Here is a 15803-nt window from a genome sequence, read left to right as displayed (position 1 = left end):
TGACGGTTAGGTGCCACGTGAAAGATCGCTGAACGAGTCAGCCCAGAAAATGACGCGCCGGGCGATCAGCCGCATCACCATGTGCAGCACGATGCCGATCGCGGACAACACGATGAGGATGGCGAACATGCCCGCGGCATCCATCGAAAAATTGCGCTGGAGGATGAGGTAGCCGAGCCCGGCCTGCGCGCCCACGAACTCGCCCACGATGGCGCCGATCACGGCCAGCACGATGCCGATGTCCAGGCCCGCGAAGACATAGGGCAGCGCCTGCGGCAGCCGGACCATGCGGAACACGTCCCAGCCCGAGGCCGTGAAGGCCTTCATCAAATCGATCTGGTCGCGCGGCGCCGAACGCAAGCCGACGATGGTGTTGGCCAGGACGGGGAAGAACACGATGGTGGCCGTGATCACCACCTTGGAGGTCGTGTCGAAGCCGAACCACAGCACGAAGAGCGGCGCGATCGCCACCTTGGGCACGGTCTGGAACGCCACCACGTACGGGTAAAGAATGGCCTCGACCAGCGCGCTCTGCCCGATCAGCGCGCCCAGCACGAAACCCAGCGCCGCGCCGAAGGCGAAGCCCGCCAGGATCTCGTAAAGCGTGACCAGCAGGTGGTTGGTGATCTCGCCACTGCTAAAGAGCTGAACCAGCGACTGCCACACGGCCAGCGGCCCCGGGACGATCAGGTGCGAGACCTCGAACCAGCGGACCACCACCTCCCAGAGTGCGATCACCGCCACGAAGACGGCGGCGATCAGCAGGCGCCGTCGCATCGGCGTCAGCACCTGCTCGTTCAGCGGCTCGGCCTCCATCGGCAAGCCTGCGGCATCCGGCGAAGCGGGTTCGGTATACAGGCCCGGACGTGCCGGGGCGCCTTCGATACCAGCCATCAGTCCAGTCCTCCGGATGCTTGCAGGTTGCTGCGGATGCCCGACACGTAGGTGCCGAAGCGTTCGGTGTTGATCAGATCCAGGGTGCGCGGGCCGGGCAGTTGCACCTCGACCACCTGGGTCACGCGCCCCGGCCGGGGCGACATGACCACCACCCGGTCGCCGAGGAACACGGCTTCGGGGATGCTGTGGGTCACCAGCATGATGGTCGCGCCGGTCCGTTCGCGAAGCTTGAGCAGCTCGACATTCATGCTTTCGCGGGTCATCGCATCCAGCGCGCCGAAGGGCTCGTCCATGAGCAGCAGCATGGGGTCGTTGACCAGGGCGCGGGCGATGCCCACGCGCTGCTGCATGCCGCCGGACAACTCGGACGGGTACTTGGTTTCGAAGCCTTCCAGGCCCACCAGCTGCAGGTAGTGCATGGCGCGCTCGCGCGAGGTCTTGGGGTCGCGCCGCTGGATCTGCGCCGGCACCAGCACGTTGTCCATCACGGTTCGCCAGGGCAGCAGCACGGGGGCCTGGAACACCACGCCGACATCGCGGCTGGGGCCGGTGATCTGTCGCCCGCCGAGGAACACGCCGCCATGGCTGGCCCGCGTCAGTCCGGCCAGGATGCGCAGCAGGGTGCTCTTGCCACAACCACTGGGGCCGACCACGGTCACGAACTCACCCTGCCGCACTTCGAAGCCGACGTCGTGCAGCGCGGTGATGGTGCCGCCGTCCTGCGAGGTGAATTTCTTGTGGACCCGCTGGAAGGAAAACGCGGGCGGCGCGGCCTGCGCGCCGGTCAAAGACATGTTCATGAAGGCTCCAGATTGCCGAGCTCCTGCTTGAGCTGTTCCAGGAAACTCGCGACCACGGGTGTCGGGTTGCGACCCTGGAAGGTGCACAGGGCCAGGCGCTGAGGCCGCACGCGCGGATCCTTCAGCGGCACGTAGCGATAGTTCGGCCCCTCGGCCGATTCACCCGGGCGGGCGTTGACGATGGTGATGGCCAGGCCAGTCATGGCGACGCTCCTGAGCAGCTCATACGAATTGCTCACCAGCACCGTGCGCGGCTTGATCCGCGCGCGGGCGAACATCTCGTCGTACACCTGCTTGGCGCTGATGGACTCGTCCGGCATGGCCAGGCCGTACTCGGCGCAGTCCGACAGCTTGACGAAGGGCCGGCCAGCCAGCGGATGGTTGCGCGACATCAGAACCGTGGTGGGGAGGTTGCGCTCGAACACCTGCTTCACATGCAGCGTCACCGGCGCGTTGAAGGTGAGCGCCACGTCCAGCTCGTCGCGCCCCAGGAGTTCCACCAGCTTGGGCGAGCCGGCCACCTGGACCTCGAAACTGACCCCGGGGTACTTGTCGTTGAACCGCAGCAGGATCTGCGGCATGACGTCCTGCACGAAGCTCTCCGGGATGCCGAGCCGGATATGGCCCTTGCGAAGGCCCTTGAGCGCCTCGATCTCCGAGCGCGCGCGCTCGAGCTCGTGGCCCACGTGCCGCGTGTAGCGCAGCAACACCTCGCCGGCCGCCGTCAGGCGCAGCCCGGTACGCCCGCGCCCCCGCTCCAGCAGCGGGGCACCCAGCTCCGCCTCCAGCAGGCCGATCTGCCGGCTGATCGCCGACGCAGCCACGAACAGCCGCTCGGACGCCCCCCTGAGCGAGCCGGCGCGGACCACCTCGGCAAAGTAGCGCAAGGCCGTCGACGAGATCATCCGATCCAGGCACCTGCTCGGCTTTCGTAGGCTTCGATTTCGGCCAGCAGCTCGCGCTGGCGGGCCTCGGGCACGAAGGAAGCCAGCACGCTGTTGCGCGCCAGCTGGACCACCTCGTGCCGGGTCAGGCCCAGGGCGCGCTGGCAGGCGACGTAGTTGTCGTTGACGTACCCGCCGAAGTAGGACGGGTCGTCCGAATTGACGGTGACGCGCAGGCCGGCATCCATCAGCTGCTTGAGCGGGTGGGCCTCGATCGAGGACACGACGTTGAGCTTGAGGTTGGACAACGGGCAGACCGTGAGCGGCGTCTGGCGCTGCGCCAGCGTGCGAAGCAGGGCCGCATCCTGCAGGCTGGCATTGCCATGGTCGACCCGTTCCACCCCCAGCAGCTCGACCGATTCGCGCACGTAGGCGGCAGGCCCCTCCTCTCCCGCGTGGGCCACCACGTGGAAGCCGTCGTCGCGACAGCGACGAAAAAACCGCTCGAACTTGGACGGCGGGTTGCCGACCTCGGCGCCACCCAGGCCGAAGCCCAGGATGCGATCACGCCAGGGCATCGCCTGCTCGTACAGCTCGAAGGCCTCGGCCTCGCTGCGATGGCGCTGCGCCACCAGGATCAGCCCCGAGCTGATGCCCACCTCGGCCCGCGCCTCGTCCATGGCGGCGAACACGCCTTCAAGCACAGTCCGCAAGGCGACGCCGCGCGAGGTATGGCCCTGCGGCCCGAGGAACATCTCCGCGTGCCGCACGTTGTCCGCGTGGGCGCGCCGCAGGTACGCGCGGGTGACGTCGTGGAAGTCGCGCGCGTGGACCAGCACCCGGCAGCCGTCGTAGTACAGGTCCAGGAAGGCCTGCAGGTCGCGGAAGCGGTAGGCGGCGAGCAGCTCCTGTTCGGTGGCCCAGCGGATGGCGACCTCGTTGCGGCGCGCGAGCTGCATGAACAGGGGCGCCTCGATGGAGCCCTCGATGTGCATGTGCAGCTCGGCCTTGGGCAGCCCGGCGATGAACTCGGCCGGCGTCACAGGCCCTTGCACGCCTTGGCGGCCTCGATCACCGCGCTGTGGTCGAAGCGGTTGATCGCCTCCACGAAGCCGGGCTTGCTGATCAGCATGCTCTGCACGGGAACCGTGCGCTTGATCAGCCCTTCCTTGAGCATGAACTGCTGCATGCGCTCGTACGCCTGCGCATCGATCGCCCCGATCAGCTTGCCGCCGTGCATCTGGTGCGCCTGCTTCATCGTGTCCAGCTGCGTCTCCAGCAGCTTCAGGTCCCACTTGACCAGGGTGGCCTCGTCAGCGCCGGTGGGCTTGGTGCTGGGGAAATTCTTCCAGTGGATCTTCAGCGTGCACTCCGGGTTCGTCATCGCGAACAGCGTCGCCTTGGCGGCACCGCGAGCGATCGCCTCCACCATGGCCGGGTCGGAGTCGATGGTTTTCTGCATGGTGCCGAAGGTGAAATCGGGCATGCGCCGCCACTCGGGTTCGTACAGGACGCGCAGTTTCGTGCCGGCGTTTTCGAAGCCGGCCAGGGCCGAGCCCCAGAACATGAGCGCCTGCACCCGATCGGCCTTGAGCGCCTCCAGCGCGGGCGCGCCGGCACCGGTGGCGATGATCTGGACGTCCTTGTCGGGATCGATGCCGTTGGAGCGCAGATATCCCTTGAGCAGCGGCACGCCCCCGGTGCCCAGGCTGAAGATGCCGATCTTCTTGCCCTTGAGGTCCTTGATCGACTTGATGGGCCCGTCCTGCATCACGCCCACGCCCCAGTCGATCACGCCCGTGCCCATGAGCCCGCGCACCGGCACGTTGTTGTCGGTGTTGGCCTGGATCAGCCCGGTGGAATTCAGCTGCGCGAAATCCACCGCTCCGGCGACCATCTGCTGGATGCCCTGCAGCGAGCCACCCACGGTGATGACCTTGACGTCGTAACCCTCGTCCTTCCAGTAGCCCAGCGCGATGGGCAGCGTGAGCCAAGGGTACGAGACGTTCAGCACCTGGGTGCCGAGCGCGATGGTGACCGGTTTGAGCGGCTTGGCTGCCGAGCCCTGCGCCAGCGCAGGGGAGATCGCCGCCGCGGCGGCGGCGCAAAGGCTGGCTTGCAGCAGCAGGCGTTTGGCACGGCCGAGTCGGCCGGAGGGGAGCGTCGCGTTCGGCATGGGAGCTGGGGTCCTTGGGGAATTGGCAGAGGCCGCAAGTTAGCACGCACCAAAGGACGAATCAAACACCGATTTGTGATCTCAATGCGCTCATAAATAGAAGATAGCGGCGGCAACGACCGGCCAGCGGTCGATGGCGGCTGCGATCCCCTTTGGCTGTTGCCCTTGCCGGCAGCGCGGCCCGGGCACCGCCGCACCTTGCGCCCTCGCACCAAGCCCATGCCGGGCATCAGGAGTGCCTCTTCAGTGAATCAGGGGCGGCCCCTAGAATCCAACCGATTTGGCAGCCGCAGCACACTGCGACGCGATGGAACTCAAGGACGTCGATCTCAACCTGCTCGTGGTGTTCAACGAGCTGCTCACGGAGCGCCGCGTCTCGGCCGTCGCGGCCAAGCTGGGTCTGAGCCAGCCCGCGGTCAGCAACATCCTGAACCGGCTGCGCAAGCTCCTGGGCGACGAGCTGTTCCTGCGCACCTCGCGCGGCATGGAACCCACGCCCTACGCGTTGCAGCTGTCCGAGCCGATCGCCTATGCGCTGACCACCATCCACGGCGCCCTCAACGAGCGCACCATGTTCGACGCGGCCAGCAGCGAACGCCGCTTCACCCTGGGGCTGAGCGACATCGGCGAGGTGAGCTTCCTGTCGCGGCTGCTCGAGCGCCTGGACGCGCTCGCGCCTCATGTCTCGGTGAGCACGCTGCGCAGCCGCCGGGAGGACCTGGCCCAGGCGATGGAAGCCGGCGCGGTCGACCTTGCCATCGGGACGTTGTCGCAGCTGCCCGCTGGATTCTTCCAGCGGCGACTGTTCCTGCAGCGCTACGTGTGCATGTTCCGCCAGGGACACGCCCTGGACAAGGGCAGCATCACGCAGGAGGAGTACTGCGCCGCCCAGCACCTGGTCGTGCTGCCGCCCGGTTCCGCCCATGCGCAGGTGAGCGACTTCATCGAGCGGCGGGGCATCAAGCGCAACGTGCGCCTGACCGTGCCGAACTACACGCCGGTGGGCTATATCCTGGGCAGCGGCAACAGCAACCTGGTGGCCACGGTGCCCGAGAGCTACGCGATCCGCTGCGTCGAGCCCTTCGGCCTGCGGTATGTCGCGCACCCGTTCCACGTGCCGCACACGAGCGTCAACCTGTTCTGGCACGCCAAGTTCCATCGCGAGTCGGGCAACAAATGGCTGCGCCAGGTCGTGGTCGACCTGTTCTCCAACCCGGAGGCGGCAGGCGGCAACGAGGCCTGCTGAGGCGAACCGCCCCGCCCCCGGACGCGGCGGCAGCAAGGCACTCAGCCGGCCTTTTCCTGCAGCATCTCCCACACGCGCGTCGGCGTCAGCGGCAGCACGTTCGGCTGCACGCCGAAGGACGACAGCGCCGCGGCCACCGCGTTGGCGACCACGCCGCCCACCGGCACCAGCCCTCCTTCGCCGCAGCCCTTGACCCCCAGCGGGTTGTGCGGGGACGGTGAGTTCTCCAGCTCCATCGCGCGGATCTGCGGGAAGTCGGTGGCGGTCGGCATCAGGTAGTCGGCGAGCGTGCCGGCGAGGAACTGCCCATCCTCGGAGTAGGCGAGGTTCTCCAGGAACACACCGCCCAGGCCCTGCACCACGGCACCGATCGACTGGCCCTTGGCCGTGAGCGGGTTGATGATCTTGCCGATGTCCTCGACCCCGAAGTAATCGATGAGATCGACCTTGCCGGTGCCAACATCCACCGCCACGTGGGCGGCCGACGCGCCGTAGGCGTAGGTGTGGTCGTGGCTGGCGAACTGGCCTTCGGCCTTCACGCCCATGCGTCCGAGCTCGGCGGCGTCCAGCACCTCGCCACGGCACAGGGCGGTGAGGCCGGGGGCCACCGTCACTTCGGCCGCGGCGCAGCCGATGCGTGCGGCGACGGCTTCGCGGATCTTCTCGCGCAGCGTGGCCGCGGTCACCACGACCGCCGAGCCGCCCAACGCGGTGGAGCGCGAGTGGAAGGACCCGAAGCCTTCCTTGAGGTAGGTGGTGGAGCCGTGGCGCACCTGGATGCGGTCCATCGGCAGGCCGAACTCGTCGGCCGCGATCTGCGTCAGCACCGTGAGCATCCCCTGGCCAAGGTTCGTGGAGCCGACGTAGATGGTCAGGCGTCCGTCCGGCTCGATCTCCAGGCGCGCACTCTCGCGGATGCCGCCGCCGCCGCCTTCGATGAAGCAGCCGATGGCGATGCCGTGATAGCGGCCGTCGACCAGCTTGCCCTGCAGCGCCTTCTTGGCCTCCCAGTCGAACTCCTTCAAGCAGCGGTCCAGCGTGATCCGGTAGTCGCCGCTGTCCAGGTGCTCCGGCTTGTTCGGCTTGTCCAGCGTCGCCAGCGGATAGGGCATCTGCTCGCTGCGCACCAGGTTCATGCGGCGGAACTCCACCGGGTCGATCCCCAGTTCGTCGGCGGCGATCTGCATCAGCCGTTCGCGAAAGTAGTCCGCCTCGAACCGGCCCGGCCCGCGGTAGGTGCCGATCGGCCCCTTGTTGGTCAGGTGCGCCGAAGACTCGATGCGGATGTGCTCGATGTCGTAGGGGCCCGACATGAACTGCGCCACGTTGCGCGGCGGCACGGCGCCGCTGGAGCGCATGTAGGCGCCCGAGTCGGTGTGCACGGTGCCACGCAGCGCCAGGATGCGGCCGTCAAGCTCGCAGACGATCTCCAGCTCGCATTCCATCTGGCGCGAGTGGTTGGAGCCGAGCAGGTTCTCCAGCCGGTCCTCGATCCACTTCACGGGTCGGCCCAGCATGCGGCTGGCGAAGGGCACCAGGAAGTCCTCGGGATAGAACTCGCCGCGCACGCCGAAGCCGCCGCCCACGTCGACCTCGATCATGTCGACCTGCTCCAACGCCAGGTCCAGGCTGGCGGCCAGCGTGCGCCGGGTCGTGAACGGCACCTTGGCCGCCCCGCTGACCGTCATGCGGTCGCCATCCCAGCAGGCCACCAGGCCGCGCGTCTCCATCGTGACGGCGCTGTGCCTCTGGGTGACGAAGCGCTCGCGCCGCACGTAGGGGCCGGTGACGGAGAGGGCGTCGCCCTTTTGCGCCGTGTAGGTGATCGGGCAGTTGGTGCCCAGGTGCTCGAACAGCAGCACGTCGTCGCGCGCGGACGCCTCCCAGTCGGCAACCGCCGGCAGGTGCTCGATGTCGGCAAACACCAGGTTGGCCGCGTCCTCGGCGATGGCCACGCTGTCGGCCACGACGATGGCCAGGGGCTCGCCCACGTAGCGCACCTTGTTGCTGGCGACCACGGTCTGCTCGAATGGCGCGTGCTCCGGCACCGGCGACAGCCGCAGCGGCATCTTGGGGACGCGCCCGAGATGCGCCTGCACGTCCTGGGCCGTGAAGACCGCGTGCACGCCCGGCAGCGCACGCGCCGCCTCGGTGTCGATGGAGACGATGCGCCCGTGCGGCACGCTGCTGCGCACGATCGCCGCGTGCAGCATGTTGTCCAGCCGGATGTCGTCGGCGAAGCAGGCCCGGCCGGTCAGCAGCCGCTCGTCTTCCACCCGGGGCGTGTACGTTCCGACCAGCTTGCCATCGTCTCTCGCACCCATGGTCAGCCCTCCTTGCGGGCGTAGGCCGCACGCGCGTCGTACACCGCCTCGATGATGTTCACGTAGCCGGTGCAACGGCACAGGTTGCCCGAGAGCACCTCGCGGATGCGTTCCCGGCTCGAGTCGGGCTCCTGCGTCAGCAGCGCGTGCGCCGTGGTCAGGAAGCCCGGGGTGCAGAAGCCGCATTGCAGCGCGTGGTGCTTGTGGAAGCTCGCCTGCAGCGCCGACAGCCCCTTTTCCGGCGTCAAGCCCTCGACCGTCACGACCTGGCGGTCCTGCGCCTGGACGGCCAGCATCAGGCAGGACCGGACGGCATCGCCGTCGACGATCACGGTGCAGGCGCCGCACACGCCGTGCTCGCAGGCCACGTGCGTGCCGGTCTGGTGCAGGTGGTGGCGCAGGCAGTCGGACAGCGTCGTGCGCGCGGGCACGTCCGCCTCGACGTCGGCGCCGTTCAGGTGGAAGGAGATGTTCATGGGCAATGTTCCAGAAAACGTGCCGAAGGACGAAGGGCGCTCAGGCGGCGGCGCGGGTGGCCGCCTGGTGCAGGGCGCGCTCCAGCAGGGTGCCGACCAGGGCGCGGCGGTAGGCGGCGGTCGCGTGGATGTCGGTCGGCGGGTCCACCTCGGCGGAGGCGGCGCGTGCCGCCGCGGCGATCGCCTGCGCGTCCACCGTGGTGCCCGCCAGCGCCGCCTCGGCGGCCTTCAGGCGATGCGGCCGCGAACAGGCGCCCACCACGCCGATGTGGACGTCGCAAGCGCGCTGCTGCCTGTCCAGGTCGTAGAACAGCGCCACGCCCGCCATCGCGAAGTCGCCGGCGCGGCGCGCGAATTCCTGGAAGGCCCAGCGCCGGCCCGGTGCCCACGCCGGCAGCCGCAGCTCCAGGATCATCTCGTCCTCGCGCAGCGTCGTGCTCAGCGGGCCGGTGAAGAAACCGTCGGCGCGGATGGTGCGTTCGCCGGCCGGGCCGAGGACCCGCAGGTCGGCGTCGCAGGTCACCGCGATGCAGGGCAGCTCGGAGGCCGGGTCGCCGTGTGCGAGGCTGCCTCCGACGCTGCCGCGGTTGCGCACCTGGTAGTGAGCCACGTGGCTGATCGCCTCCTTCAGCAGGGGATGCCCGGCTTCGAGCTCACCCGCATCTTCAATGTCGCGCCAGCGGGTGCGCGCACCGAGCCGCACGCCGGACGCATCGATGGCGATGCGGTCCAGGTCCGGGACGTTCCGCACGTCCACCAACAGGGCGGGCTGCGCCAGCCGGTACGCCATGGTGGGCAGCAGGCTCTGCCCGCCGGCGATGATCTTGGCCTCGCCGGGGCGGCTGGCCAGCAGGCGCACGACCTCGGAGGCAGTGCCCGGAGCTTGGTATTCGAAATCGGCGAACTTCATGGGTGCGGGGGATTCGGTGCGGGGGGCCGTGCAGAAAAGCGCCGGCGGCGGTTCAGGACCAGAGCTTCGCAAGCAGTCCGCCGCGGGTCCCACCTGGCGCGGGCGCCTCGGGCGTGGCCGGCGGCGGCACGATGCAGTCCTTGAAGCGGGAGAAGAACTCCCCGGCCATGCGCGCGGCTACGCCGTCGATCAGCCGGGAGCCGACCTGGGCGATCTTGCCGCCCACCTGGGCGGTGGCCTCGTAGCTCAGGCACGTCCCGCCTTCGACCTCGGCCAGCCGCACGTGGGCGGTGCCCTTGCCGAAGCCGGCGACGCCGCCGGAGCCCTCGAACATCAAGGTATACGAGGTCGGCGCGCAGACGTCGGCCAGCACGAGCTTGCCGTTGAAGCGCGCCCGCACGGGGCCGACCGCGGCCAGCATGCCGATGCGGAACCCCTCCTCGGTTTCCTCCAGCGTCTCGCAGCCGGGGATCGCCGCCTTCAGGACGTCCGGTTGGTTGAGGGCGGCCCAGACCAGCGCCGGGTCCAGCGGGATGTGCTCTTCGCCTTTGAGTTGCATGCTGCAGCGTCGCCTTACTCGACCAGGGGCGTGCCGGAGACCTTGACGGCCTGCGACCAGCGCGCGAGTTCATCGCGCACCCACTTGTCCAGCTGCGCGGGCGTGCTGCCCACGGGGGTGGCGCCGAGGCCGGCGAAGCGGGCCTTCACGTCCTCCTCCGACACCGCCCTGGCGAGCGCGCGGCTCAGCTTGTCGACCACGGGCCTGGGCGTGTTCTTCGGGGCGAAGATCGCATACCAGGCCGTCACTTCGAAGTTCGGCACGCCCTGCTCGGCGAATGTCGGGAGGTCCAGGCCCGGGACACGCTGCGCCGAAGCGACGGCGATGGGCTTGAGCTTGCCGGCCTTGATGTGCGGCATCGCGGCGGTGACCTCGACCGACATGAACTGCAGCTCGCCGGACATCACGGCCAGCATCGCAGGGGCCGAGCCCTTGTACGGGATGTGCTCGGCCTTCAGGTTGAACTGTGATTTCAGCAGCTCGCCGGCCAGGTGGTGGGGCGAACCGGTGCCGGCGGAACCGAAGTTCAGCGGCTTCGTGCGCCCCAGCTTGATCAGCTCCTGCATGTTGCTCACCGGCAGGTCGGGATGCACCACGATCATGTGCGGGATGGTCGCGATCAGGGACACCGGCTCGAAGTCCTTCAGCACGTCGTACTGCATCTTCTTGTACAGCACCGGGTTGATGCCGTGCGTGGTGGTCGCGCCCAGGACCAGGCTGTAGCCGTCCGGAGCCGACCGCGCGACGTGCGCCGTGCCGATCATGCCCGCTGCGCCGGCCTTGTTGTCCACCACGACCGACTGGCCGAACTGCGTGCCCAGCTTCTCGGCCATCGCACGCGCGATCAGGTCGAGCGCGCCGCCGGCGGAGAAGGGCGCCACCAGGGTGATGGGACGCGTGGGGTATTCCTGCGCGATCGCCGCCGTGCCGATCGACAGGGGCAGCAGGGCGGCTGCGATGGTTAGGCAAAGACGTCGTTGCATCGTACGGTTCCTCTGATCAAAAAAATCGGGGGTGCGCCCCGCCGCATCATCAGCTCTCGTTTCCGTCCGGCCGGGCGGCATCGCTGCGCCGCCGGTCCATCGCGGTGGCCTCCGTTACAGCGGGACCACCAGAAGCGCGTCGGTGCTCGTGGAGTCCGTGACGACCACGCGCTCGCGAAACAGCAGCTTGCCTTCGGCCTCGACGATGCGGTCCTCGTAGCGTCCCGTGCTGAACAGGTCCGTCTGGCCGTCATGCATGATGCGTGCCACGATGTAGTTGGTGCGCGCGGCGATGCTGCCGTCGCCGCCGTCCGTCACCAGCGTGCGGCCGAGCGCGTGGCGGTAGGTGTGGGGCTCGAACACGTTGGCGCTGCGCATCGAGGTGATGCGGTCGCGCAGCATGTTGCGGTTGTCGCAGTACATCAGGCCCATCGGCAGCTTCCTGCGTTGGTTGTCGCGCGAAATGATCTTGTAGAGGCACTTCTCGGTGAAGAAGGATGGCCACTCGTCGTAGCGCTCGTCATCGATGGCGTCGGCATAGCTGGCCAGCAGCATCTCGACGCGAAGGGTGAGCTCGGGGGTGATCGAAAGCGTTTCCATGGTCTTGCGCGTCCTTGCTGTCACAGTCCCAGGCGGGTACGGTAGGCCTGCCAGAAACCACGCACGGCGGCTTCGCTGACGCGCGACTGCTGGTCCTCGACCTCGCGGCCGCCCATCTCCAGCACCGAGCTGTGCTGCGTCTCGCGACGGATGCCGCGCTGGATGAAGTTGCCGACGATGCCGTCCTCCAGCGAAACCAGGCCCGCAGGTCCGATCAGGTTGGACTGGCGCATGCGCATATCGAACTGCTCGGGGGTGTCGTCCTCGTAGCCGAACATGATCCAGTACAGCTCGGACTTGTCGACACTGCGCGGCACCAACACGCGCACTGCCAGTGAGTTCTGGATCTGCTGCAGCACGAAGGTGGGGAAGATCGACTGGATCGAGTGGGTGATGCCGTCCTCGTATTCGAGCCAGGACTTGATCAGCGTGGGGTCGGCCAGGGTGAAGTCGTCGAGCACCGCGCGCAGCTCGCCGGCCTTCTCGTAGTCGGTGCCCTCGGCGGAATCGGTGCCCCGCTTGGACCAGCTGATGTGGTGGGCGCCGTCGCCGTCGACCTGCACCCCGCCTTCCATGGACAGGCGATTGAGCTTGAAGGTGGAGAAGAACGTGTGCAGCAGGCTGGCGTGGTAGGAGTCCTTGACGTTCTCCATGTACAGCTTCCAGTTGCTGTGCAAGGTCTGCGAGTACGTGCCGAGGATTCGGACCGGCCGGTTGAAGATGCGGGCGATGTGCCGCGACATGCGCTCACCGAGGTACTCCTGCAGCGGCGGCGTCTGGTCGGAGAAGGTGGCGAACACCAGGCCGTGGAAGACCTCGACGCGGGCCTTGGTGAGGTTGTGCTTGCCAAGCTCGAAGTCCTTGGGCATGCCGCCCACCTTCTTCACGCCATGCTGGAAGGCCACGCTGCGCAGGGTGCCCCCCAGGTCGTAGCGCCAGTTGTGGTAGACGCAGGTGAAGTCCTCGGTATTCCCGCTTCCGTCGAACAGAAGCGTCGAGCCGCGGTGGGCGCAGCGGTTGACCACGCAGTGGATCTGGCCGTCGCTGTCGCGCGCCACGATCACGGGGGTGTCGCCCACCCAGGTGGTCTTGTAGTCGCCCGTGGCGGGCAGCTCCAGCTCCATCGCCACGAAGCTCCAGTTCGGCCCGCGGAAGATGAGTTCCTGCTCCCGGTCGTACAGGTCCGGATCGGTGAACACGCTGAACGGCACCCGCGAGTTGTCCGCGGTCGGCCAGTGGATGTCCACCGGGCTGGATGTTGTTTCCTGCATTTTGTTTTCCTTCATTCCAAGTCGGGGAGCAAGGCGCCCGGGAACGCCAGCCGCTTCAGGTACTGCTCGCGTGGAACGCGTCGCTGCGGGCTTGCTCCGGTGGCTCGCCGAGCCGCCGCACCAGCGGGCTGCCGGCCTTCGCCATCTGCGGCACGCGCAGGTCTGGATCGCTCGCGGAGCAGTTCCATTCCCACCTGTTCATGGCTGGGGCCCAGTTTAGGAAGCGGCCGCGCACGGCGACAGGAGAGGACGTGAATGCGGAAAATCAAGCTGCTGAATATTGGTCGCCGGCCGGGCGGCGATGAAGCCTTTGGCCGGGTCACCACCAGTTCATATCGTCAGAGTATCAACTTCATAGTTGGATAGTATTTCTATCTATTTAACGTATCACGTAGATTCGCGGACTTCAGGCGACCAGGCAAACGCCGGTGGCGATCGTGCTCAACGAGTGAAGGAGATCCCGTGACTAAAGATACCGACGTGATGATCATCGGGGCCGGAATCGGCGGCCTGGTCCTGGCGCTGAGTCTTCATCAGATCGGCAGAAGCTGCCGCGTCTTCGAAAGCGTCGCCGAATTGAAGCCGCTGGGCGCCGGAATCAATTTATTGCCTCACGCGGTCCGCGAACTCGACGAATTGGGACTGGTCCCCGCGCTCGATGCCGTCGCCATCCGGACCCAGGACGCGTCCTATTTCAACCACCACGGCCAATTCATCTACCGAGAGGTGGCGGGTCAGGCCGCCGGCTACGCCTGGCCGCAATTTTCGATACACCGGGGCGACCTCCAGATGCTGCTGCTCAAGGCGGTCCGCGAGCGCCTGGGCGAGGACAGCGTGGTCACGGGGCACCGCTTCGTGTCCGTCGAACAGGACAGCGGCGGCGTGGTGGCGAACTTCGTCGACACCAAGGGAGAGCCCCTGCCTGCCGTGCGCGCGTCGGTGATGATCGGCTGCGACGGCGTCAACTCCACGGTCCGCAAGCAGTTCTATCCGCACGAAGGCGACCCGGTCTACTCCGGCTTGACCATCTGGCGCGGCGTCACTCCCTTCAAGCCCTTCCTCAGTGGCGCGGACACCATCCGGGCCGGCTGGATGCCGGTGGGCAAGCTGATGGTCTACCCCATCCGCGACAAGATCGATGCGCAAGGCAACCAGCTGGTGAACTGGGTCGCCACGCTGGAGCGACCCAAGCCCTCGACCTATGACTGGAACGGCCAGGCGAAGCTGGAAGACTTCTTCGAGCCCTATTCGAAATGGCAATTCGACTGGCTCGATGTGCCGCAACTCTTGCGGCAGACCAAGCCCTACCTGGTCTACCCGATGGTCGATCGGGACCCTGTCCCGACCTGGACGTTCGGGAAGGTCACGCTGTTGGGTGATGCGGCCCACCCCATGTACCCGCGTGGGTCGAACGGCGCGGGGCAATCGATTCTCGATGCCCGTTATCTCGCCGGGTGCTTCAAGCGATCGGGCACGACCGAAGACGCCCTGCAGGAATACGACAAGGTGCGCGTCGCGGCGACTGGGAAGGTGGTGCTGATGAATCGGGCCAATCCGCCCGACACCGTGCTGCGCGTGGTCTACGAACGAACCCAAGGCAAGCGCTTCAAGAACATCGACGACGTCATCTCGAAGAGCGAACTCCAGGCGATTCTCGATCGCTACAAGGCGGTGGCCGGGTTCGAGGTCGAGAAACTGGCCAAGCGACCATCTTTCGTCTAGACGACGTGCCGGCTCCCTTCAACAGACACCCGAACAGGCCATCCATGGACACCCCCATCAAGTTGCCCGGACTCATCGTCCCCCCGTTGACGCCGTTCACGGCGGAGTTGAAGGTGGACGAAAAGGCCTTGCTGGCTGGCGTCGACTATGTCGTCGAGGACTGCAATGCGGCGATGGTGATCGCAGCCGGCGTCGAAGCGCAGGAATACCACTACCTGACGCTCGAAGAGCGCAAGCATCTGATCGACAGAACGTTCGAGTATGTGGACCGGCGCCGTCCCGTGGCCGTCGGTATCTCGCACCCGTCCTTCAAGATCGCCGTCGAGCTTGCGCATCATGCGCAGCGAATCGGCGCTGACGCCGTGCAGCTGCTGGCGCCGTTACGCCCTTTCGGCGGGGAACCCACGCAGCAGGAGCTGCTCGATTATTTCGAGCTGATTTCCCGGGAGACCGACCTGCCGGTGATCCTGTATCTCAACCCGGGCCCGGGCGCGAATGTGTCGATTGCGGACACGATCGCCCTGGCGAAGCTCGAGCGGGTGAAGTACGTCAAGGAAAGCTCTCGAGACCTGTCCCGCGTGTCGCGCCTCATCGCGGAGATCGAACTGGAGGGCCACGCCAAGTACTTCACCACCATGCAGATGCTGTTGATCACCCTCGAGCTCGGCGGCTCCGGCATCACCTTGCCGCCGCCCGCCGCGATGCTTGCGAACAAGGTGATCCAGGCATTCGTGGCCGGCGACATGAAGGAGGCTGCGCGCCTTCAGCTGCAGTTCGCCCTGTTCCCCGCGCGGTGGATGCATCACGGCCTGACGCCCACGCTGAAGGCGGCGCTGAAGATCCTCGGCATTTCCGCCGGCGATCCATACCCCCCCTACCCGCCCATCAGCGGCAAGGACCTACAGGCCCTGGAGGCTTACATCAAGCGCACCGACCTCGAACTCAAGACCTAGCG

16 protein-coding genes are annotated in these 15803 nt (G+C 67.2%); 3 read left to right on the top strand and 13 right to left on the bottom strand.

Going from position 1 to position 15803, the window contains the following annotated elements; all coding sequences use genetic code 11:
• Window positions 1-6: 6 nt before the first annotated feature.
• From JI739_RS20125 to JI739_RS20105, 5 genes are read right to left on the bottom strand one after another with little or no spacing between them, the layout of a single operon-like run.
• Window positions 7-894: an ABC transporter permease gene (locus JI739_RS20125; RefSeq protein ID WP_236589922.1), complete on the bottom strand. Its 888-nt coding sequence runs from the start codon at window positions 892-894 to the stop codon at window positions 7-9.
• Window positions 894-1697 (bottom strand): ABC transporter ATP-binding protein, encoded by an 804-nt coding sequence (locus JI739_RS20120; RefSeq protein ID WP_236589921.1) that lies wholly within the window; start codon window positions 1695-1697, stop codon window positions 894-896. Before JI739_RS20120 ends, JI739_RS20125 begins: the two co-directional genes overlap by 1 nt.
• The gene (locus JI739_RS20115; RefSeq protein WP_201685771.1) at window positions 1694-2602 is read right to left on the bottom strand and encodes a LysR family transcriptional regulator; all 909 of its coding nucleotides are present in this window, start codon (window positions 2600-2602) and stop codon (window positions 1694-1696) included. The genes JI739_RS20120 and JI739_RS20115 overlap by 4 nt, the downstream gene beginning before the upstream one ends.
• Entirely contained in the window at window positions 2599-3636 is a 1038-nt protein-coding gene (locus JI739_RS20110; RefSeq protein ID WP_354003774.1) for an adenosine deaminase, read from the bottom strand. Before JI739_RS20110 ends, JI739_RS20115 begins: the two co-directional genes overlap by 4 nt.
• Window positions 3621-4757 carry an ABC transporter substrate-binding protein gene (locus JI739_RS20105; RefSeq protein WP_201685770.1) on the bottom strand — a complete coding sequence of 379 codons (1137 nt, stop codon included), beginning with the start codon at window positions 4755-4757 and terminating at the stop codon, window positions 3621-3623. The genes JI739_RS20110 and JI739_RS20105 overlap by 16 nt, the downstream gene beginning before the upstream one ends.
• A gap of 307 nt (window positions 4758-5064) precedes the next feature.
• Between JI739_RS20105 and JI739_RS20100 the strand changes: the two genes are divergently transcribed.
• Complete coding sequence (locus JI739_RS20100; RefSeq protein WP_201685768.1) at window positions 5065-6003, top strand: LysR substrate-binding domain-containing protein; 939 nt, start codon at window positions 5065-5067, stop codon at window positions 6001-6003.
• Window positions 6004-6044: 41 nt separating this feature from the next.
• On the opposite strand, the gene JI739_RS20095 is transcribed toward JI739_RS20100, so the two are convergent.
• From JI739_RS20095 to JI739_RS20060, 8 genes are all read right to left on the bottom strand, one after another.
• Window positions 6045-8327, bottom strand: a complete 2283-nt coding sequence (locus JI739_RS20095) for a xanthine dehydrogenase family protein molybdopterin-binding subunit (protein ID WP_201685766.1) — start codon at window positions 8325-8327, stop codon at window positions 6045-6047.
• A 2-nt stretch (window positions 8328-8329) separates the two neighbouring features.
• Window positions 8330-8803 (bottom strand): (2Fe-2S)-binding protein, encoded by a 474-nt coding sequence (locus JI739_RS20090; RefSeq protein ID WP_201685765.1) that lies wholly within the window; start codon window positions 8801-8803, stop codon window positions 8330-8332.
• Between the two features lie 40 nt (window positions 8804-8843).
• Window positions 8844-9713, bottom strand: a complete 870-nt coding sequence (locus tag JI739_RS20085; protein ID WP_201685763.1) for an FAD binding domain-containing protein — start codon at window positions 9711-9713, stop codon at window positions 8844-8846.
• Window positions 9714-9765: 52 nt separating this feature from the next.
• Entirely contained in the window at window positions 9766-10272 is a 507-nt protein-coding gene (locus JI739_RS20080) for an SRPBCC family protein (protein ID WP_201685762.1), read from the bottom strand.
• A 14-nt stretch (window positions 10273-10286) separates the two neighbouring features.
• Window positions 10287-11255 (bottom strand): Bug family tripartite tricarboxylate transporter substrate binding protein, encoded by a 969-nt coding sequence (locus tag JI739_RS20075; protein ID WP_201685760.1) that lies wholly within the window; start codon window positions 11253-11255, stop codon window positions 10287-10289.
• A gap of 114 nt (window positions 11256-11369) precedes the next feature.
• Complete coding sequence (locus JI739_RS20070; RefSeq protein WP_236589920.1) at window positions 11370-11855, bottom strand: aromatic-ring-hydroxylating dioxygenase subunit beta; 486 nt, start codon at window positions 11853-11855, stop codon at window positions 11370-11372.
• 20 nt (window positions 11856-11875) lie between these two features.
• Window positions 11876-13126, bottom strand: coding sequence for an aromatic ring-hydroxylating oxygenase subunit alpha (locus JI739_RS20065; protein WP_201685758.1), 1251 nt, complete (start codon window positions 13124-13126; stop codon window positions 11876-11878).
• 55 nt (window positions 13127-13181) lie between these two features.
• Window positions 13182-13328, bottom strand: coding sequence for a hypothetical protein (locus JI739_RS20060; RefSeq protein ID WP_201685752.1), 147 nt, complete (start codon window positions 13326-13328; stop codon window positions 13182-13184).
• A gap of 260 nt (window positions 13329-13588) precedes the next feature.
• Between JI739_RS20060 and JI739_RS20055 the strand changes: the two genes are divergently transcribed.
• Window positions 13589-14848: a flavin-dependent oxidoreductase gene (locus tag JI739_RS20055; protein ID WP_354003773.1), complete on the top strand. Its 1260-nt coding sequence runs from the start codon at window positions 13589-13591 to the stop codon at window positions 14846-14848.
• A gap of 44 nt (window positions 14849-14892) precedes the next feature.
• A complete protein-coding gene (locus tag JI739_RS20050; RefSeq protein ID WP_201685750.1) occupies window positions 14893-15801 on the top strand; it encodes a dihydrodipicolinate synthase family protein in 909 nt (302 codons plus the stop codon).
• Window positions 15802-15803: the final 2 nt, after the last annotated feature.

It is taken from the genome of Ramlibacter aurantiacus (assembly GCF_016722895.1).
GTDB classification, from domain to species: Bacteria; Pseudomonadota; Gammaproteobacteria; order Burkholderiales; family Burkholderiaceae_C; genus Ramlibacter; species Ramlibacter aurantiacus.
This window is presented reverse-complemented; position numbering and strand designations above follow the sequence as displayed.

What these genes read in the sequence shown, in the direction of transcription:
- JI739_RS20075 (WP_201685760.1), bottom strand. Translation starts at nt 11,255, where the DNA reads ATGCAACGACGTCTTTGCCTAACCATCGCAGCCGCCCTGCTGCCCCTG.
- JI739_RS20050 (WP_201685750.1), top strand. Translation starts at nt 14,893, where the DNA reads ATGGACACCCCCATCAAGTTGCCCGGACTCATCGTCCCCCCGTTGACG.
- JI739_RS20065 (WP_201685758.1), bottom strand. Translation starts at nt 13,126, where the DNA reads ATGCAGGAAACAACATCCAGCCCGGTGGACATCCACTGGCCGACCGCG.
- JI739_RS20125 (WP_236589922.1), bottom strand. Translation starts at nt 894, where the DNA reads ATGGCTGGTATCGAAGGCGCCCCGGCACGTCCGGGCCTGTATACCGAA.
- JI739_RS20095 (WP_201685766.1), bottom strand. Translation starts at nt 8,327, where the DNA reads ATGGGTGCGAGAGACGATGGCAAGCTGGTCGGAACGTACACGCCCCGG.
- JI739_RS20120 (WP_236589921.1), bottom strand. Translation starts at nt 1,697, where the DNA reads ATGAACATGTCTTTGACCGGCGCGCAGGCCGCGCCGCCCGCGTTTTCC.
- JI739_RS20070 (WP_236589920.1), bottom strand. Translation starts at nt 11,855, where the DNA reads ATGGAAACGCTTTCGATCACCCCCGAGCTCACCCTTCGCGTCGAGATG.
- JI739_RS20085 (WP_201685763.1), bottom strand. Translation starts at nt 9,713, where the DNA reads ATGAAGTTCGCCGATTTCGAATACCAAGCTCCGGGCACTGCCTCCGAG.
- JI739_RS20115 (WP_201685771.1), bottom strand. Translation starts at nt 2,602, where the DNA reads ATGATCTCGTCGACGGCCTTGCGCTACTTTGCCGAGGTGGTCCGCGCC.
- JI739_RS20105 (WP_201685770.1), bottom strand. Translation starts at nt 4,757, where the DNA reads ATGCCGAACGCGACGCTCCCCTCCGGCCGACTCGGCCGTGCCAAACGC.
- JI739_RS20080 (WP_201685762.1), bottom strand. Translation starts at nt 10,272, where the DNA reads ATGCAACTCAAAGGCGAAGAGCACATCCCGCTGGACCCGGCGCTGGTC.
- JI739_RS20100 (WP_201685768.1), top strand. Translation starts at nt 5,065, where the DNA reads ATGGAACTCAAGGACGTCGATCTCAACCTGCTCGTGGTGTTCAACGAG.
- JI739_RS20090 (WP_201685765.1), bottom strand. Translation starts at nt 8,803, where the DNA reads ATGAACATCTCCTTCCACCTGAACGGCGCCGACGTCGAGGCGGACGTG.
- JI739_RS20060 (WP_201685752.1), bottom strand. Translation starts at nt 13,328, where the DNA reads ATGAACAGGTGGGAATGGAACTGCTCCGCGAGCGATCCAGACCTGCGC.